The 16,189-nt window shown below is 51.2% G+C and carries 10 protein-coding genes; 2 read left to right on the top strand and 8 right to left on the bottom strand.

Going from position 1 to position 16,189, the window contains the following annotated elements; genetic code table 11:
- From B4N58_RS08900 to B4N58_RS08865, 8 genes are all read right to left on the bottom strand, one after another.
- Positions 1–5,394 carry a filamentous hemagglutinin N-terminal domain-containing protein gene (locus B4N58_RS08900; RefSeq protein WP_291748329.1) on the bottom strand — a complete coding sequence of 1,798 codons (5,394 nt, stop codon included), beginning with the start codon at positions 5,392–5,394 and terminating at the stop codon, positions 1–3.
- 11 nt (positions 5,395–5,405) lie between these two features.
- The gene (locus B4N58_RS08895; protein ID WP_291748326.1) at positions 5,406–7,046 is read right to left on the bottom strand and encodes a ShlB/FhaC/HecB family hemolysin secretion/activation protein; all 1,641 of its coding nucleotides are present in this window, start codon (positions 7,044–7,046) and stop codon (positions 5,406–5,408) included.
- Between the two features lie 18 nt (positions 7,047–7,064).
- On the bottom strand, positions 7,065–7,844 hold the full coding sequence (locus B4N58_RS08890; protein WP_040513245.1) for a 3',5'-cyclic-nucleotide phosphodiesterase: 780 nt from the start codon (positions 7,842–7,844) through the stop codon (positions 7,065–7,067).
- A gap of 30 nt (positions 7,845–7,874) precedes the next feature.
- Positions 7,875–9,614, bottom strand: coding sequence for a patatin-like phospholipase family protein (locus B4N58_RS08885; protein ID WP_008251092.1), 1,740 nt, complete (start codon positions 9,612–9,614; stop codon positions 7,875–7,877).
- A gap of 78 nt (positions 9,615–9,692) precedes the next feature.
- Positions 9,693–11,987: an AsmA family protein gene (locus tag B4N58_RS08880; RefSeq protein WP_291748321.1), complete on the bottom strand. Its 2,295-nt coding sequence runs from the start codon at positions 11,985–11,987 to the stop codon at positions 9,693–9,695.
- Positions 11,988–11,998: 11 nt separating this feature from the next.
- Positions 11,999–12,721: a DNA polymerase III subunit epsilon gene (gene dnaQ, locus B4N58_RS08875; RefSeq protein WP_008251089.1), complete on the bottom strand. Its 723-nt coding sequence runs from the start codon at positions 12,719–12,721 to the stop codon at positions 11,999–12,001.
- Positions 12,718–13,158, bottom strand: a complete 441-nt coding sequence (gene rnhA / locus B4N58_RS08870; RefSeq protein WP_198006846.1) for a ribonuclease HI — start codon at positions 13,156–13,158, stop codon at positions 12,718–12,720. The genes dnaQ and rnhA overlap by 4 nt, the downstream gene beginning before the upstream one ends.
- A gap of 33 nt (positions 13,159–13,191) precedes the next feature.
- Positions 13,192–14,010, bottom strand: coding sequence for a class I SAM-dependent methyltransferase (locus B4N58_RS08865; RefSeq protein ID WP_008251086.1), 819 nt, complete (start codon positions 14,008–14,010; stop codon positions 13,192–13,194).
- Here B4N58_RS08865 and gloB point away from each other — a divergent pair.
- Both gloB and B4N58_RS08855 read left to right on the top strand, forming a co-directional pair.
- A complete protein-coding gene (gene gloB, locus B4N58_RS08860; protein WP_291748314.1) occupies positions 14,001–14,774 on the top strand; it encodes a hydroxyacylglutathione hydrolase in 774 nt (257 codons plus the stop codon). The two genes, B4N58_RS08865 and gloB, sit on opposite strands and share 10 nt — an antisense overlap.
- A 164-nt stretch (positions 14,775–14,938) precedes the next feature.
- Positions 14,939–16,189 (top strand): transglycosylase SLT domain-containing protein, encoded by a 1,251-nt coding sequence (locus tag B4N58_RS08855; RefSeq protein WP_291748311.1) that lies wholly within the window; start codon positions 14,939–14,941, stop codon positions 16,187–16,189.

The following is a 16,189-nucleotide window of genomic DNA, read 5'->3' as shown; positions in this document are numbered from 1 at the left end:
TCATTTGCACACCGCCGAAGCCCGTTGTGGATCACTTTGAGTGGTCTTCAACTCGATATCATTGGACTGCTGTGAGATGGTGGTACCTGCGGTACTTTGATTGGCCACCTCGACAGCCTCCTCTTCCTGCTGGGTTTGCTGCGTGCTGCTTGTGGATGTGGTACCCGTGCTTGGCTCGGTGCTGCTTGTGGAAGTGGACGTGGGCGTAAAGGCCTGATTCAGGTTTTGCCCCACTGCAGTACTGTCGGTTCCGGTGCTTTGCGTCAACGAGGTTGGACTTGTTGGCGAAGTCGGCTCAGGCGACACCGGTGGAGGTGAACTCAGCGCTACAGTCGAGGTGCTCATTTGCTGAATGGGCAACTGCTGCCCATTCGTGGTGTTCGCAATCACTGGTGAAGAGAATGTGTATGCAGAACTTGCAGGCGAGCTGGAAACGCTGCCAAATGTTCCATTGATGGTGTTGGCCTCGAGGAAAGCATATTGACTGCCTGCAAGCAGCGTACCGCCTGAAATATCAATCAAATTCAATTGGCCTGCCAGGTTGGCGTTGCCCTGTACCACGATGCAATCGAAATCAGTACCCTGAACCCCACCGTTGCTGGCAATTTCAATGTCGATAATACTGCTGGCATCCAGGTTCAAATCACCACTCACCGTCATCAAGCCAGGAGAGGCGCCCGGCACAATACGACCGCCCTGTGCATTCAAATTGCCAGTGATATTTGCAAAGCCACGCAAGGCACCACCGTTGATGTTGACGTTACCCACCAATTGAGTGCCTGGCTGGACAGTGAGGTTACCGGCGGATTGACTGTAACCTGTATCAAAAGTAAACAATCCGCCGTTGAAGAACACATTCGCAGCATTCTGAAAAGAACCACCGAAGTAAATGTCCTGCACCGACCCACCTGAGAAGTTCAATGAGCCAGTGCCCACATTCACAAAGCTATTTCCAAATAGGCCAGAACCGGTCAAGTTCAAAGTTCCTGCGTTAGAAAACAGACCTGTACCGGAGACCAAATTTGAAAAAGTGTAGGTGCCAGTGTTGTTAATCGTGCCGCTGTTTACAATCGAATTTTGAACAACACTTCCACTGCTATTGTTGAGGTTCAAAACACCGCTGTTGTTCAACATACCCGTGCCGGTCAGCAAACCACTGAGTGTGTAATTACCCTGGAACTCAAGCGTACCGTTGTTTTCCAGATTATTTGAAATATTTTCATTGGATGCGTTACTAAGAAACCGGGCAATTGCATCACTCCCGATAAGCAGCCTTCTTCCGCTCATCAGATCTGAGGCTGCAATCGTTGTGAGCCCCCCCATCAACATAATGTCGGTAGGCGTTTGAATCTGAGAAAAATTCAATGTCAAATCGGGGGCAAATTCAACCCCACTTCCCGTGACGCCCGCTGAGTTGAGATTGGTAATCACTGAGCCCGCAAAAGTGCCAGCCTGGGCCACATCGAATTTCACGCAGAAATCTGACACCGAGCAGGTCAAGCCATTGACCGCCGATGCATCAGGGGTGCCATCAATCACAAAGGAAGGATTCGCAAACCCGCTCAACACGGTGGTGACTGGCGTGGAAAGTCCATCATAATCTTCATACTCAGCCAAAGCCACGGCTTCAGGGGTAAGTTGGCCCACCAGGAAGACAGGGCGCTCGGGGGGCGTTGATGAACCGTAGAACAACTGTAACGCCGGGGGCAAACTCGTGGCATTGCCAGTTACATTCAATCGAATGCCACTACCCACATTCAAGGTCATTGAGTCTGGAATGGAATCAGCGGCCATCGGGTCATAAGCTCGTCTGCCAGCAATAATCAAGTTACCTTGCGTTCCTGAACTGATCGTTGCAGAGCCATTCAAGTTGGCCACACCCGCAGCATCTGTTTCCACAATCAGGAATGCATCGCCGCCCATATTGATAGTGGCTCCACTCAATACAGCGGGCGTGACTGGTGCGCCATTTCCATCTTGGGTGGCCAACAAGACCACACCGGTTGGCGATACATTGATGGTTGTAGTTACTTCGGTGTTGCGCAGCTCCAGAAAACTGTCTGGCGCAATATTGATTGAATTGGCAGTACCTGCGCTGGTCAGCAAACCACCGGTTACCACCAGATCGTCACCCACCAGAATATTGCCCTTGCTCAGCGGGGCTGAAGTTGCGGCGTTGCTTGCGTTTACAAGGCTGTTGTCCCACAAACCTTCAGCTGCCAGGCGACCACCACTGGTGCGGTTCACCTTGTACAAATCTGCAGACGTAAAATTGCCTGACAACACGAGGGTAGAATTCATCCCGTTTACATTCAGGGTACCGTCCATGGACGACACGTTCTTGCCCTCCAGGCGTACCCGCCCACTGTTCACAGTCAGAGAACCATTGAAATCGAGATCCACAACGGGTTCAAAATCAGTGTTTAGCATTTGCGAGAATTGAACTTCACCAATCCTGAGTGAGCGGCCATCACCCCCAGCATTGACTTGAATATTTGCAGCGTCAATCACCATCGTGGTAATTGGGGTCGCAACACTTTCGCTGGAGTTAACATCGATATTCTCAGTGCCGGTTTGGATGGAATTCAGGAAACCATTGACTTCAATCGTAACTGGTGCGTCAAGGCGCCCATCCAAACCAGTGATGTCAACAATTGCACCGCCCGAGGGAGAACCGGAAAAGCTGGCAGTTTCCAAAGGTGGCATCGAGTGAATAATGTCATCTGTGGCCGCCCCGTTCATCACAATACGCGCACCCTGTTGAGCCACAAATTGCCCTTGTGTGCTTGAAATGTAAGCGCCTTCCTGCTTGGCTGGAACCATCGGGGTCACACTCATCTCTGATGAAGAGGAGTTGAATGCACGCCCCAGTTCAAGAAACGAGCCCGCCGACAGGGTAATTCGGGAATTGCTCCCCATACCTAAGGCCTGAAAACTCGTGCGATTAAAACTAGAGTCGATATTAAAGGTACCGTTCAAATCGGTATCAATTGCACGGAGAAAAGAAGACGAGCCAAACTGATTGGACATCATATTGAACGTGCCATTCAGAATCGCTTTTTGATAGTACATGGTGGAGCCCACCAGGTTGATGGTGTTCGCCGTACCCGCAGTGATGTTGCCAAGTTGGTGTATGCCAAATGGTGAACTGCTGATTCCATCGCTGCTTAAGAAATTCAATGTGCCTGCACTGGCGTCGATCTCTAAAACGTCGTTAAAGCCACCGTTGAAATTCACCGTGCCGCTTGAAACGAGCGAGTTTAAATAGGTGACCGGGGTCAAGGTGAAAGGCATCAGATTGCTGTCCAGCACCGTTGCCGAGAACGAAGACACGGTACTGCCTGCATCTACAGTCAGACTATTCGCATCCAGGAAGTTATATTGCAAATTGCCTTGAATGGGTGCGGGCAAGTCAAAATTGTCTACACCAACGCGAATATCAGTAGCTGGGGTAGTTTCAATGCCAAACAAGCTGAGATCATTCACCATCAAGTTGGCCCCAAGCACATTCAATTTCACCGTTTTCTCGGGACTGACAATGTAGCTTTGCTGGGTCATTGGATCGGTGGCCACCGCACTGGTCACGTATATTCGATTTAACGCCAATGGGCCACTTATACCGGTGTTCATACCCGACAACAAATTCACACCATCCAGGGGCAACTGACCCTGCGTGTTGGTGGGTAAAGCCGTACCAAGATCGTACGGCGACAAAATCAAATTACCGGTGTTACCCAAGTACAGCGGGGCATCGACATACACAGGCTTTGCAATGTCGTAACTCAAGAACAGATCGAAGCCATCAAAAACTTGCTGCCCAGGCATCAAACCCACGGCTGCATCAATATTGATTTCACCCTTGGCTTCCAAAAACAGTTCTGGATTAAAACCAGTCGATTGAGAGGAGTTTTGATCAATCAAAATGGGTGCAGCAATGGTCAAATTACCGTCGCCTGGTTGTGTGCCAGTGGTGTAAATTTGTACAAAACCGTTGTTTTCCAAACCAGCCACTACCGTGCTGTTCAACAGAAAAGATTCCGTTGGCGAAAATGTTGAATTAATGTCGTCAGTCGAAAAGAATGGACCTTGCTGAGCAGGCTCAAGGTTAAAACCACCTTGGGGAATTTGATCCACAATCGTCAAGTTAGCCGGGTCGATCAGCCACTGCCCTGCTTCCCCCTGGGCTGCTGAAGTATTCGCAGCCACATTCACTGCCAGGCTTTGCTTACCCGAGGTTTCTACCCGACCGCCATTGCCACCCAGGGCACCGCCCTTGGCTTGCACTTCAGAATCCACAGCAGTGTGGCCATCGGCCCATACCACCACTTCTCCGCCATTGCCATTGGCCGTGGCATTCGCAGAAATTTGGGTGTTGGCCTGCACCACGGTTTGCTGCGCATTGGCCAGGCTTTCATCTAGCCCTTTCCAGCCCCCACCCACATGCACTGTGCCGCCACCGGTACCACCATCGGCAGAAATGCGTGCTCCGCTCAGCACAGCCACGCGTTGGCCGGTGATGTCAATTTCACCACCTTGGCCTTGGGTACTTTCGGCAAGCACCTGTCCGCCCACCAATGCATCACCTTGCGCGATGAACCGTATAACGCCACCTTCACCCACTTGCGCACCAGTGGCTTCAACCACGCCGCTGTTTTTCACCAAATGCGAAAACAGTGATGCATTTTTACTGATGATTTGGCCCAGATTCACTGCTTTGTCGCCGTCCTTGGAGGCAACGGTCAAGCCAATGGTGGGATGCCTCATGTCGACAATGGTAACGCTGTGACCTGCGGCCAACAAAACCTCACCATCGGCGTGAATGATGCCGCTGTTTTCAATGCTGGGGGCCAACAGAACAATGGAGCCACCCGAGTGCGTAGTCAGTGAGCCCTGGTTGACGATGTTGCCCGCCGTACCCGCGGAGTCGTTGAAACGCAGATGTCCGTTCAGCAAATCTGTATCGGAAGCTGCCAGGGTGCTGGCCAAAAAGCCTGCGGTGTCAACCACGGCACCTTGGCCAAAAAACACTCCCGCCGGATTGATCAAAAATACTTGCCCATTGCTTTGCAAGGTGCCAAGAATTTGGGACACATCGCCACCGGTAACACGGTTAAACACTTGGCTGGCTGCATTTTGTTGAACAAACTGCGTGGTTTGCCCAACATCAATATTGAACTGTTGCCAATTCAGAATGGCACCTGGCGTATTGGTAATCTGCATCAGGTTGCCAATGGTTTGCGCGGTGGCCTGCCCAGCAACCACCGACATCCCGGTGGGGTTTGCATAAGCTGAACTGGCAATGGCCATGGCAACACCCAAAGCCACGGCCTTGCGTCGAAACTGGGTACCTGAACTGCGAACTGAGCTGCGGCTTGAAAGACGATTGGATTTCATGGTGTCTTTCCTTACAGGGAAGTGGCAAAAGTGACGTGCAACATCACATCACCATGCGGTTGAATGGGCACGCCTGACACCACCTTGGCCAGGTCGACTCGGAATTGGTGTTTGGGGGAAAATGCGAAACGCGCGCCCACACCATAGGACATTAAATGCGGCTCGACAGGTGATCCGAACACTGGGTTGTTGAACTTCAACTGAGCGGCGTCCACGAAACCAACAAACTGCAAACGCTCAAACAAAGTGCCGAAATTTTTGCTGACATTCGGGCCCATCAGCTCGAGCGACTGGCGGGTACCGCGGTCTGCGGAAATAACCCGTTCTTCAAAACCACGCACGGAGTAAACACCCCCTGCACCAAACTGCTCGCCGGGAATCAAAGAGTAATCGGTGTGTTGTGCATCCAGCTGCGCGGTCAGGCGCCAGCCAGGCATCACCTGTTCAGACCAACTGGCGTTGGCTCGAATGACATCAAAATTGGCCTCGGCGGCCGGGTTGGTCATGCGGTACTGGGTGGTTGAATTGTTACCACCGGTGACATAGTTTTTAAAGTACCCGATTTGAAAAGCCCGTTGCCGCGAATCAAGTGCCTCGGAAAGGGAATAAGACACGCCCACAGGTCTGCTTTCCAGTTCTGGAACCAAACTTGGCCCAAAACCGTTCAATTGAACCTGACTGACAAACTCTTTGATTTCGTGAGAAAAGGTAAGTCGAGCATCGAACCCGGCCAAACGATCCAGCAACTTCACCCACCGAATTGCAGCAGTGGTACCGGCACCGGCCACTGACACAGAACTGGCTCCAACGCTCAAGTTACCCGCGTCCACATTCGAATCGCTGTACGCCAATTCAAGCATGGAGCTAATGCTGTAAAACGGTACTTTGTAATTCAGGCCAAATACCTCGACATCTGACCAACGCCCCGGCGAGGTCACGTATTGAAACGTAGCCATGTGACCTTTGTTAAAGGCATTGTTGTGTTGCAAGGCCAAGCCCATGCGGAAGTCACCCGTGGCATTGGTACCAGAGTTGTCCAGCGTCAAATATGCAGCCAATGGTTCTTGATCAGAAACCTGCACTTTCGCGTCCACCAAGCCTGGCTTGTCGCTGGGCTCCAGGCGTACACGGACGATTTTCGCCGGGTTGTCATTGATCAAACGCAGGTTTTTATCCATGTCCACGGTGTTGATCAAGGCCCCTGGTTGAAGCACCACCAAGCTTTCCTGAATGGACTCCGCCGTGAAGTAGTCGTTACCCGCAACAGTGACTACATCCAGTCGCGCATCGACAATTTGCAGTTTAAGCTGTTCACCGGGTTTGATTTCCTGCTCAGGAATCAACACACGAACTACTTCATAACCCGCCTCGGCATGTAATTGTTCAACGGCCACGGTGGCAGTTCGCAAATCGGAAAAAGTGATTTCACGACCGGAAAAACCACTCAGCACAGCCATGACTTGGTCCCGCGGAATTAATTCCGGTCCCAACACCTCAAAACCCGACACCGCGAAACTGGGTTCCTTGTATTCTTCACTGCTTGGCTGGGAACCTGATGTGCTTTCAGGCAGGGTTTGCGCATTTGCAAGCTGCAAATGCGAATTGACCAACAGCACCACTGCACAGGCGACTGCGGAAAGTTTGAATTTCATAGAATTGTTGTGTAACCGTTAAATGTTAAAAATCATTCCGGCCGATAAAATGCGCAGCGGCTGGCTTCCCGGATACTGCTGTAACTCTTTTTGAATCTCGTCGTGCTCTCTGGGCTTTAGATGACTAATCCAGATTTCACATGCCGCGTTTAATTTTTGAAGCTCACCAAACAACAAACTTGGGCACAAATGCTTGGCCAAATCTGCCAGCCATTTCTCCTTGTCAGGAAAAGCAGCTTCAATAAAGAAATAATCTACCTTTTTTGCTTGGTTGATAAGGGTGAATAACCGGTCTGTTTTGTGCGTATCTCCGGAGAAGCACCACCCACCCGTGGGAGTAGTCAAGAAAACACCCACGGCGGGCACCGTGTGATCCACCTCTACAGTGGTAATTTTACGTTCACCAAACAACAGCTCCTGCTCAGGCTTTATCTCAACATACTCCAGAACCGGGTTTTCCGCTGTAGGAATTTTTGAGAAATCAGGCCATATTTCCTCATTGAAAATATGTTGCTGCAAGGCCCTGATTGTGGGGAGGGTGGCGTACACACGCAAAGGGCTTTTGCGGCCCACGCCAACCGTGTCGATCAAAAATGGCAAACCACAAATGTGGTCCAAGTGGGAGTGGGTTATGAAAACATGCTCGATTTGCTCAAGACGGGCGAAATCGAGTTCGCACAGGCCTGTGCCCGCATCGATCAAAATATCGCTGTCAATCAGGAAGCTTGTTGTTCCTTGTCCGGGAATACCGATACTGCCGCTGCAACCCAACACCTCTACCGTAGAGTGTTTTTGCATCAAAGCCTCGTAAGAATGACGACTGCGTTGTTATGTAGTTTTGTGAAGCAAATCCAGTATATCCGGAATTGCCTTACGCCCAGCCTCGTAACCCAAGGCAACGATCTCTTCTCTGCGCTCAAACTCCATCAAACCGATTTTTTCGATGGAAGGCTGAACATACAGGTCGCTAATGACTTTGGCCTGTCTTGACTTCTCAATACCGCCCAGTTCAATCACCCGCATCAGCGATTTCATCATGGTGGGCATTTGTACACTGCTGTCATCCAGCATGTGCGCGGTGATGTCTTCCTCAAGACCCACATCCACTGTGAGAATTTTTCGTGCGCCACGGGTACGCATGCAATCTACCGGCACATTGTTAACCAGTGCCCCATCCACCATCACATGCCTTCCGGCCATGAACGGCTCAAAAAAAACAGGAATAGAAGTACTGGCACGCACGGCTTTCCACAAGGGGCCTTGTTCAAACAAATACTGGTTGCCCGTGGTCAAATTGCAACTGATGGCGAAAAACGGAATGGGTTGGTCTTCAATCAACAGATCGCCAAATGCGTTGCGGTACACCTCGTCAACGGCCTTGCTTTTCACAAAACCATGCTTGGGTATCCAGTAGTCTGTCAGTTTGAACGGCAAACCTTTCTTGAAACTGATGGCAAGCGCCTTGTTAACCTCGACGGCTGAGCGCCCAGAGGAAATGAGCGCACCGACCAAAGCACCCATGGACGTTCCACCCACAGTGTCCACCACCACGCCGGCCTCCTCGAGTGCCTGAAAAAAACCAGCATGCGCGAATCCGCGGGCACCGCCACCGCCCAGTACCAAACCCAAGGTCAGTCCCAGAATGTGCCGTGCCACACGCGCATTGTCAGAGTGATGCCCGCGCCGCACGTGCAACAGCTTGAATCCAGTGCCAAATTTGCTGCGTATGCGTTCCACCACCGACTGCTCAACCCACGCGGCTTCATGCACCAGTACAAACCACACGGGCAAATCGTCGTCTGCGCTCTTTAGCTGGGCTTTCAACAACTCACAACTGCGCGAATCATTCAAAGTGCTTGCGCACAGCATGACCACCATGCAATCAAGCTCTTCAATCAGGCGGTCGTCCAAAACCTCCAAGGGCTCCGTCTCGATCATTTCCACCACCCAGTCTTTGATATGGGCCGAAACTGGCGGCGTTACATCACTAAGCTGCTTCCAGCGCCGCAACTCACAATGCCGAGCCATGGCAGACTGAAATCCCTCGATCGCCTGAGTGCTAAAACCCTCCGGGCGAACAAAAGACTGAAACAAAATGAATTGGTGTTGTTTCAAAGGGCCGCTGTAGCCCAGTTCACGCTTGAACCGGGAAACGAGCATTCGGATCAAGTGGTGATAGACCGAGCGGCTGAACTCGCCAAACTGCTCCAGAGCGGTTTGATCAATTTCAAGCAATACGCTGTCCCGGCGGGCAGAGATGGTGAGTGTGCGCGGCGCCTGGTCGAAAAAACCGAGCTCGCCGATCATTTCCCCCGGGAAAAAAGAAAGAGTCAGGTCTTGCAAACCATCTGGGCGAAAGCGCTGCCCTTTCAACTGCCCCTGCAGCAAGAGATAAAAGTGATGACTGGGGTGACCTTGTTCAAACAAAGTAGCGCCACGAGGCAAGTGGACCAGTTTTGCGAGTCGAATTAACTGTTCAGCTTCAGCGGGCTGAATTTCAAGCTTTTTGGACAAAAGCTCGATGGCATAACTTAGCTCAATGACTGGCAAGTCAGCGGGTTCGGACACAGGGGCACCGTTTTAAGAATAATTTGCCTTGATGTTAGCAAACTATTGCCCCCCAAAGCACCAACCCCCACGGGGCGGTTATTTCAGGAAACCTTTCAAAGCATCCCTTACTTTTTCCTCAGCCTTGTTTTTCAGTTCCTCTTTCTTCTCATCAATTTTGGGTTGCAATTTGGCTTTGGCCGCTTCTTTGGCCAACTCTTTGAACTGCAACTCCCACTGAACGCCCGTGAACGGACCGTACAGGCGAACCGGCACAGTCACGCCATTCAAACCCGAGTCAAGGGTTTTTCCACCCTGCCCTGTGCTGGTGGCCACCACCGATGCCTTCGCCAGGTAATCCAGAGAATTGTTCACCAAATTCACCCGCCCTTCGCCGCCAATTCGAAACAGGGGGGCCATCACATTCAAGTCATTGGAGCTGGCCACGCCATTGGTAATGTCAAAACTGATCGCCAATGAACTGAAATCGGTTTTCTGGGCAGTGTCTGTTTTTTGGGTGGAGTTGCTGCCGCTGCTTAACAGCGATTTTGCATTTCTGAACCGTTCAGCCAGATTAATACCTTTAATGGCACCGTCTTGAAGACTGACCGAAACCTTGCCATCCAAGGCAGCTTTCATCTGGTTAACCGTGTTGCCTATGGTGCGAATATTGATACCTACATTGCCCTTGCCCTCGACCATGTCTTTGTCGAGCAGCGCTTTGATCACAGGCTGAATTTGCACGCCGGTCATGTTCTGGTTCACGGTCACTGTTTGAGTATTCGCATCGGCAGTAATCACACCCGTGGTTGAACCACCGTACAACTTTGCATCCAGCGGCGAGATGGTCAGCTTGCCCCCTCGCGCCACTGCCTTTGTTTTCAATTGCTGGGCTTGAATATTCGACACTTTCAGTTCGCCTATATTGGCAGTCAGATCCAGGTTCAAGTTGCGCAGCGGGCTTAGGTCAACAGGCGTGTCTTGGGGCTTTTCAGCCGAACTTGACGTGGTCTTGGTGCCTGAGTTTTTCTTGGGAGGCAACAAGGCATCGATATCCAGCTTGTCAGCATTCAGCACTGCGGTGATCGCTGGTTTGGCAAAATTTTTAACGGCCGCTTTCAAATCAAAACTAGTGGCCTCAAATTTCGAGTTCAAATCCAGCTCGGCAGTTTTTTCAGTGTTGTTCACTGCCAACCGGCCAGCCAAGGGCATGCTGGCCTGCTTTTTAGGCAGAGCAGGATCTTTCACATCGAGTTGACCAGTCAGCGCTGCCAATTCGATCAATTGACTTTTCATGTTCAAGGTCATGGGACTGGCCAGCTGCAAATTCACCGTGCGCTCACCTTCCACCAAATTCACTGTAGTTTTCAATGCAGCAGACACCGCCTGCTTCAAATTACCCTGCAAGCCCGCCAAGTCAAGCGTGGCGTTGATACTGCGTGTGGCTTGCTTCAAGTCGGCCTTGAAATTCAAGGCCTCACCACGCGCCACAGTTTCACTGAGCTCCAGCGAGGGTGAGCTCAAGCTGACATCGAATGCACCCACATTGGGAAGTTGTCCTTTGGCTTTCGCATCCAGCGACTGCGCCTTGATTTCCAAAGTATTCGGATTCACATTCAAGGTGCTGGCCTGCACATTCACATCGGCTTGTTGCTGATCCAGTTGACCCAACACCGCAAATTTCAAATTTTCAAAATTCGCATACAGGTTTTCACCCAAACCAAATTCAAGGCGGGTGTTCAGGTCGATGTTCAAATCGGCCTGCGGCTTGTTGGCCTTCACATTGCCTTTCAGTTCAATGTCGGTGGGCACACCAGGCTCAATGCGACCACTTTGCATGGCAAAGTTGTTCAGCGAGGCTTCCAAGCCAGTCTGCTTGTCAATGTACGCTACATTCAGATTTTCAAGTGCAATTGAATCCACTGAAAAATTAAGTGCCTGTTCACCAGTGTCCGGACTTGGTTCAGACTCACTTTGAACTTCATCTTGATTGTCGGATTTGCTTAAATCATCAAAGTTAAACTTGCCATCCGCATTTTTTACGACATTGACAGTGACGCCGCTGGCTTGTATCGCGTCAACCACCACCGCTGAACTTAACAGAGGCAACAAAGCCAATGAAATACTGACTTTGTCAGCTTTCAGAAATTGATCGGTACTTTGAAATTCCGAGAGTGTTACGCCATTCAGGTCGGCACCAATCGAGGGAAACCACTTTAACTGCACGGGGCCGGTGAATGCCAAATCACGCTGCTGCTTTTCCTTGACGATGGCACTGGCTTTGTTCAACAAAGCCTGTTGGTCAATCGTATTCACCAAGATAGCTGCGGTGGCTGCCAACACAAGCGGCACACCAACCACAATGCCCATGCCCCATACAATTGCCTTTTTCATGGCAAACCTCCTTAAACTGCGGGTTCTTCAGTCGCCTGGCTAATTTTGCTCCACACGCTTGGCCCTTTGGCCGCTTTTTCAATGTCTGCCAAATACGCCTGATGCAAGACCAACTCTTCTTCAGTGGGCTCAGGTTCGGGCAAATTCAGTGCGCTAAGTTTGATTCTCTCTACACCGTCGTCATCGTGCTGCGCATTCAGGTCAATTACCAAACTGTCTTGCCCGCGGGTCATGGCCAAATAGACTTCTGCCAGAATTTGCGAGTCCAGCAGCGCCCCGTGTAACTGGCGGTGTGCATTGTTCACGCCAAGTCGGTCACACAGTGCATCCAGATTGTTGCGCTTGCCCGGAAACATCTCGCGCGCCATACCCAAGGAGTCGATCACGCCATCCACATAGTCGGCCATCTTCCCCAAACCAAGGCGCTCTAGTTCACCGTCCAGAAAGCCAATGTCGAATGATGCGTTGTGAATAATCAGCGTACTGCCTTGCACAAAATCGAGAAAATCTTTCGCGATTTGCTTGAATTTGGGCTTGTCCGCGAGCATTTCGTCGGAAATACCGTGCACCTGAAAGGCGCCCTCATCCACTTCACGCTCGGGGTTGATGTATTGATGAAAGTGGTGGTCAGTCACTTGCCGACCGTTCACTTCAATGCATCCAATTTCGATGATGCGGTGACCTTGCCGAACTTCCAGGCCTGTTGTTTCTGTGTCCAGTACTACATATCTCATTGTTTCATCGCCTTCTCTACACCCAAGTTGGCCAACGCATCGGCCTTTTCGTTTCCGGGATTACCGGAATGGCCCTTCACCCAATGCCAGCGCACCAAGTGACGAACACTGGCTTCATCGAGTATTTGCCACAAGTCAGCATTTTTCACCGGCTTTTTATCCGAGGTTTTCCAGCCATTCATTTTCCACTTTGGCATCCACTCCAATACTCCTTTACGCACGTACTGCGAATCGGTGTACACGTCGATGCTGCAACGTTTCTTCAACGCATTCAAACCCTCGATCACGGCGGTCAATTCCATGCGGTTGTTGGTGGTGTTCAATTCACCACCGCACAATTCTTTGGCATGGTCACCCGATTGCAAAAACACACCCCAGCCACCAGGCCCTGGGTTGCCTTTACAAGCCCCGTCGGCATACATCACGACGCTGGCAATTCTTTGTTCTGTCACAATTCAATCCTGTTGGCCTTATCCACGGTCGCCTATTGTAGGTGTTTTATTCAGCGCCTTATTGGCCACAGGTTTCAGTTGGCGTGCGGATACTTTCTTGTCTTTGAAGGCTGGCCCGATCAAGCGCATGCCACGCACCCTTTTTACCGCGCACACAAAATAAACGGCACCACAGACCGGCCACCACCGGTCGCCCGCGTGCTCCATAAAACCCATCCGGCTTAGCCCCTTTTCGGTGAATGCCGGAAAACGGTAACAACCAAAACGACCAAACTCGGGTTCGCAAGACAAGAGCTTCAGCCAATCTTTCAAGCGACTCAAATGGATCGGCTCGCACCCTTCGGGCCACACCGGTGCCCAGCGTTTCAGGGCTGCGTGGCGAAGCCCCCACAGCGACATCGGGTTAAAACCAGTGATCACAACCCGCCCTTCGGGCATCAGCACACGCTCCACTTCACGCAGCAGCTGGTGCGGGTCTTCTGAAAATTCGAGCACGTGAGGAAGCACAATCATGTCCAGCGACTGGCTCTCGAAAGGCAGTTCTTCAAACTCGGCAAAGCAATCGGGTGTAACCACTTCGACACCCTCGGGCTTGCTGGCCACCAAACCCTGCTGCACGTAGGCCCTATGGGGAATGCGGCTTTCTTTCAAGCCATCGACCAGCCTGGTACCCAGTTGCACAGCCCTGAAACCGAACAGATCGGGCACAACAGAATCAATCCAGGCCTGCTCACGGCTTGTGAAGTACCGCCCCGCCGGTGTGTTCAACCAGGCGTCGAGTGCTAACATTTGGGCTTGTTGTGTACTCAAGTCGTTCAGGGGTTCAGATGGAATCATTCAAGTCTTCTCAAGTTTCGAATTGGTCGGTCTATGGCATTCCGGCCTTTCAGGACAACTACCTGTGGGCGATTGTTCATGAACCGAGTAAGGCCTGCATGGTGGTAGACCCCGGTTGCAGCAAGTCAGTTCAAGAATTTCTGGATTCTCATGGCTACCATCTTAGCGGTATTTTGGTTACCCATCACCACATGGACCACGTGGGTGGAATCGACGCGCTGTTGAATAAAGCGGGTAAAGACCTTCCGGTGTATGGCCCAGCCAGCGGAAGAATTGCACAGATCAACCGCCCGGTGCGGGAAGGTGACACCGTAGATGTGCACTGCCTGGTCGCCCAGGTATTGGAAGTACCTGGTCACACGGTGGACCACTTGGCTTACGTGATTGAGCTGAAAGACACCATGAACAGCGAAGAGACCTGGATGTTTCCAGGCGATACCCTGTTCTCGGGCGGCTGTGGACGCCTGTTTGAGGGCAGCGCCCAACAAATGTTTGAATCCCTTCAAAAACTCAATCAATTTCCGGCAAACACCCGCGTCTACTGCGCGCATGAATACACGGAATCGAATATGCGGTTTGCACGGGCCTATTCACCCGAGTCCAAAAATATTGAAGCCAGGGAAAATGAAGTCCGCAGAATTCGGGAACAAGGCTTAAGCACTATTCCGACAACGTTGGGTATTGAGCGGCTCAGCAATTTGTTTATCAATGCCGAAAACCCCATTGAATTCAAACAAATACGCGACGCAAAAGACAATTTCTGATTGCAATAACGAGTTAACAATTTTTTACAAAATCACTTATTTGAAATAATTCAAGGGGTGTCACTCAGGCTGGGGCATGGGTCAACTCTCGATTGACCTACACAAAAGTTCAACATAGGATGCACTTTCATTTCGCTCTTTGCCCTGTCCGGCACCCAAGCCCTTTGAAATCTGACTCGTTCAAAAATGGAATCAAGCCTTATACCAAAGCGGCCACCAACGGTCGTTTCAAGGCGGTATTTGGTATTTTGGCTGGACTTATCGCCGCTGGGCCCAACCTAAGCTGGGCCAACGCGCAACAGGCCGAGATTGCGCTGAATGCTGACAGCGAGGAGGTTCAACTGTTTGGCCTGGTTGCCCCCAACCCCGGTCTTGAACTGAAGATGTCTGGGCCATTCGACCTGATCACCCTCGACCTGGCTGAAGAAGCTGGAGATGTGTGGGCTGATATCCGCAAAGGCTTTTCGATACCTGATCTGGAAACACAAGCAGTCGATGTTCGCGAACGCGCGTTGCTGAAAAACAAGCGCATGGTGAACAATATGTTGCAACGCTCCGAACCATACATTTATTTCATTGCGCAAGAATGTGCCAAACGTGGCATGCCCTCTGAGCTGGCTTTGCTGCCTTTCATTGAAAGCCAGTTCAACCCACATGCCCGCTCCCCCTCAGCCGCCGAAGGTTTGTGGCAATTTATACCGAGCACGGGCCGTCAGTTTGACTTGAAACAAAACAAGTGGGTTGATGAGCGGCGAGACTTGGTGGCCTCTACTCGCGCGGCACTAGACTACCTGACGTACCTCTACGATATGCATGGCGACTGGCACCTGGCTTTACTGTCTTACAACTGGGGAGAAGGTTCAGTGCTACGGGCAGTTAAAAAAGCACAGGAGGCAGGCCTGGAGCCTACCTTGGACAACCTTGAATTGCCTCTGGAAACCAGACATTACATTCCGAAACTACAAGCGCTTAAAAACCTGATTCAAAGCCCGGAACGCTTTGGGCTGAGTTTACCCAAGTTCCCGAACAAACCTTACTTTGCTGAAATCAAACGCAGCGCTGATGTGGACCTTCGGGAGATTGCTCGCCTGGCTGGCGTGGAACTGGAGTTGATTCGCAAACTGAACCCCGGTTTGAACCAACCGGTTTTGTACGCGGCCCACAGCAATACGCTGCTGGTGCCTGTTGAATACAGCGCGAAAATTCAGGCCAGCCTGAAACAGTACAAACCACCCAAAGCCCAACGCAGCTACACGGTCAAGAAAGGCGACACCTTGGGAGAAATAGCCCAACGCTTTGATGTGAGCGTGAAGGCCTTGCAGAAACTCAATGGCTTGGGCAAGAAGAAGTTGATCAAACCCGGCATGAAATTAAGCATTCCACACACCCCGAAACCAGGCAGTTGGGAATCTTGA

It is taken from the genome of Limnobacter sp. UBA3528 (assembly GCF_002377005.1).
In the GTDB taxonomy this organism is placed as follows: Bacteria; Pseudomonadota; Gammaproteobacteria; order Burkholderiales; family Burkholderiaceae_B; genus Limnobacter.
The sequence above is the reverse complement of the archived record's forward strand: the minus strand, read 5'-3'. Positions and strand labels throughout refer to the sequence as shown.

Excerpts from the sequence above, each read along its gene's own strand:
- B4N58_RS08895 (WP_291748326.1), bottom strand. The coding sequence starts at position 7,046 with ATGAAATTCAAACTTTCCGCAGTCGCCTGTGCAGTGGTGCTGTTGGTC.
- B4N58_RS08880 (WP_291748321.1), bottom strand. The coding sequence starts at position 11,987 with ATGAAAAAGGCAATTGTATGGGGCATGGGCATTGTGGTTGGTGTGCCG.
- dnaQ (WP_008251089.1), bottom strand. The coding sequence starts at position 12,721 with ATGAGATATGTAGTACTGGACACAGAAACAACAGGCCTGGAAGTTCGG.
- B4N58_RS08900 (WP_291748329.1), bottom strand. The coding sequence starts at position 5,394 with ATGAAATCCAATCGTCTTTCAAGCCGCAGCTCAGTTCGCAGTTCAGGT.
- gloB (WP_291748314.1), top strand. The coding sequence starts at position 14,001 with ATGGAATCATTCAAGTCTTCTCAAGTTTCGAATTGGTCGGTCTATGGC.
- B4N58_RS08865 (WP_008251086.1), bottom strand. The coding sequence starts at position 14,010 with ATGATTCCATCTGAACCCCTGAACGACTTGAGTACACAACAAGCCCAA.
- B4N58_RS08890 (WP_040513245.1), bottom strand. The coding sequence starts at position 7,844 with ATGCAAAAACACTCTACGGTAGAGGTGTTGGGTTGCAGCGGCAGTATC.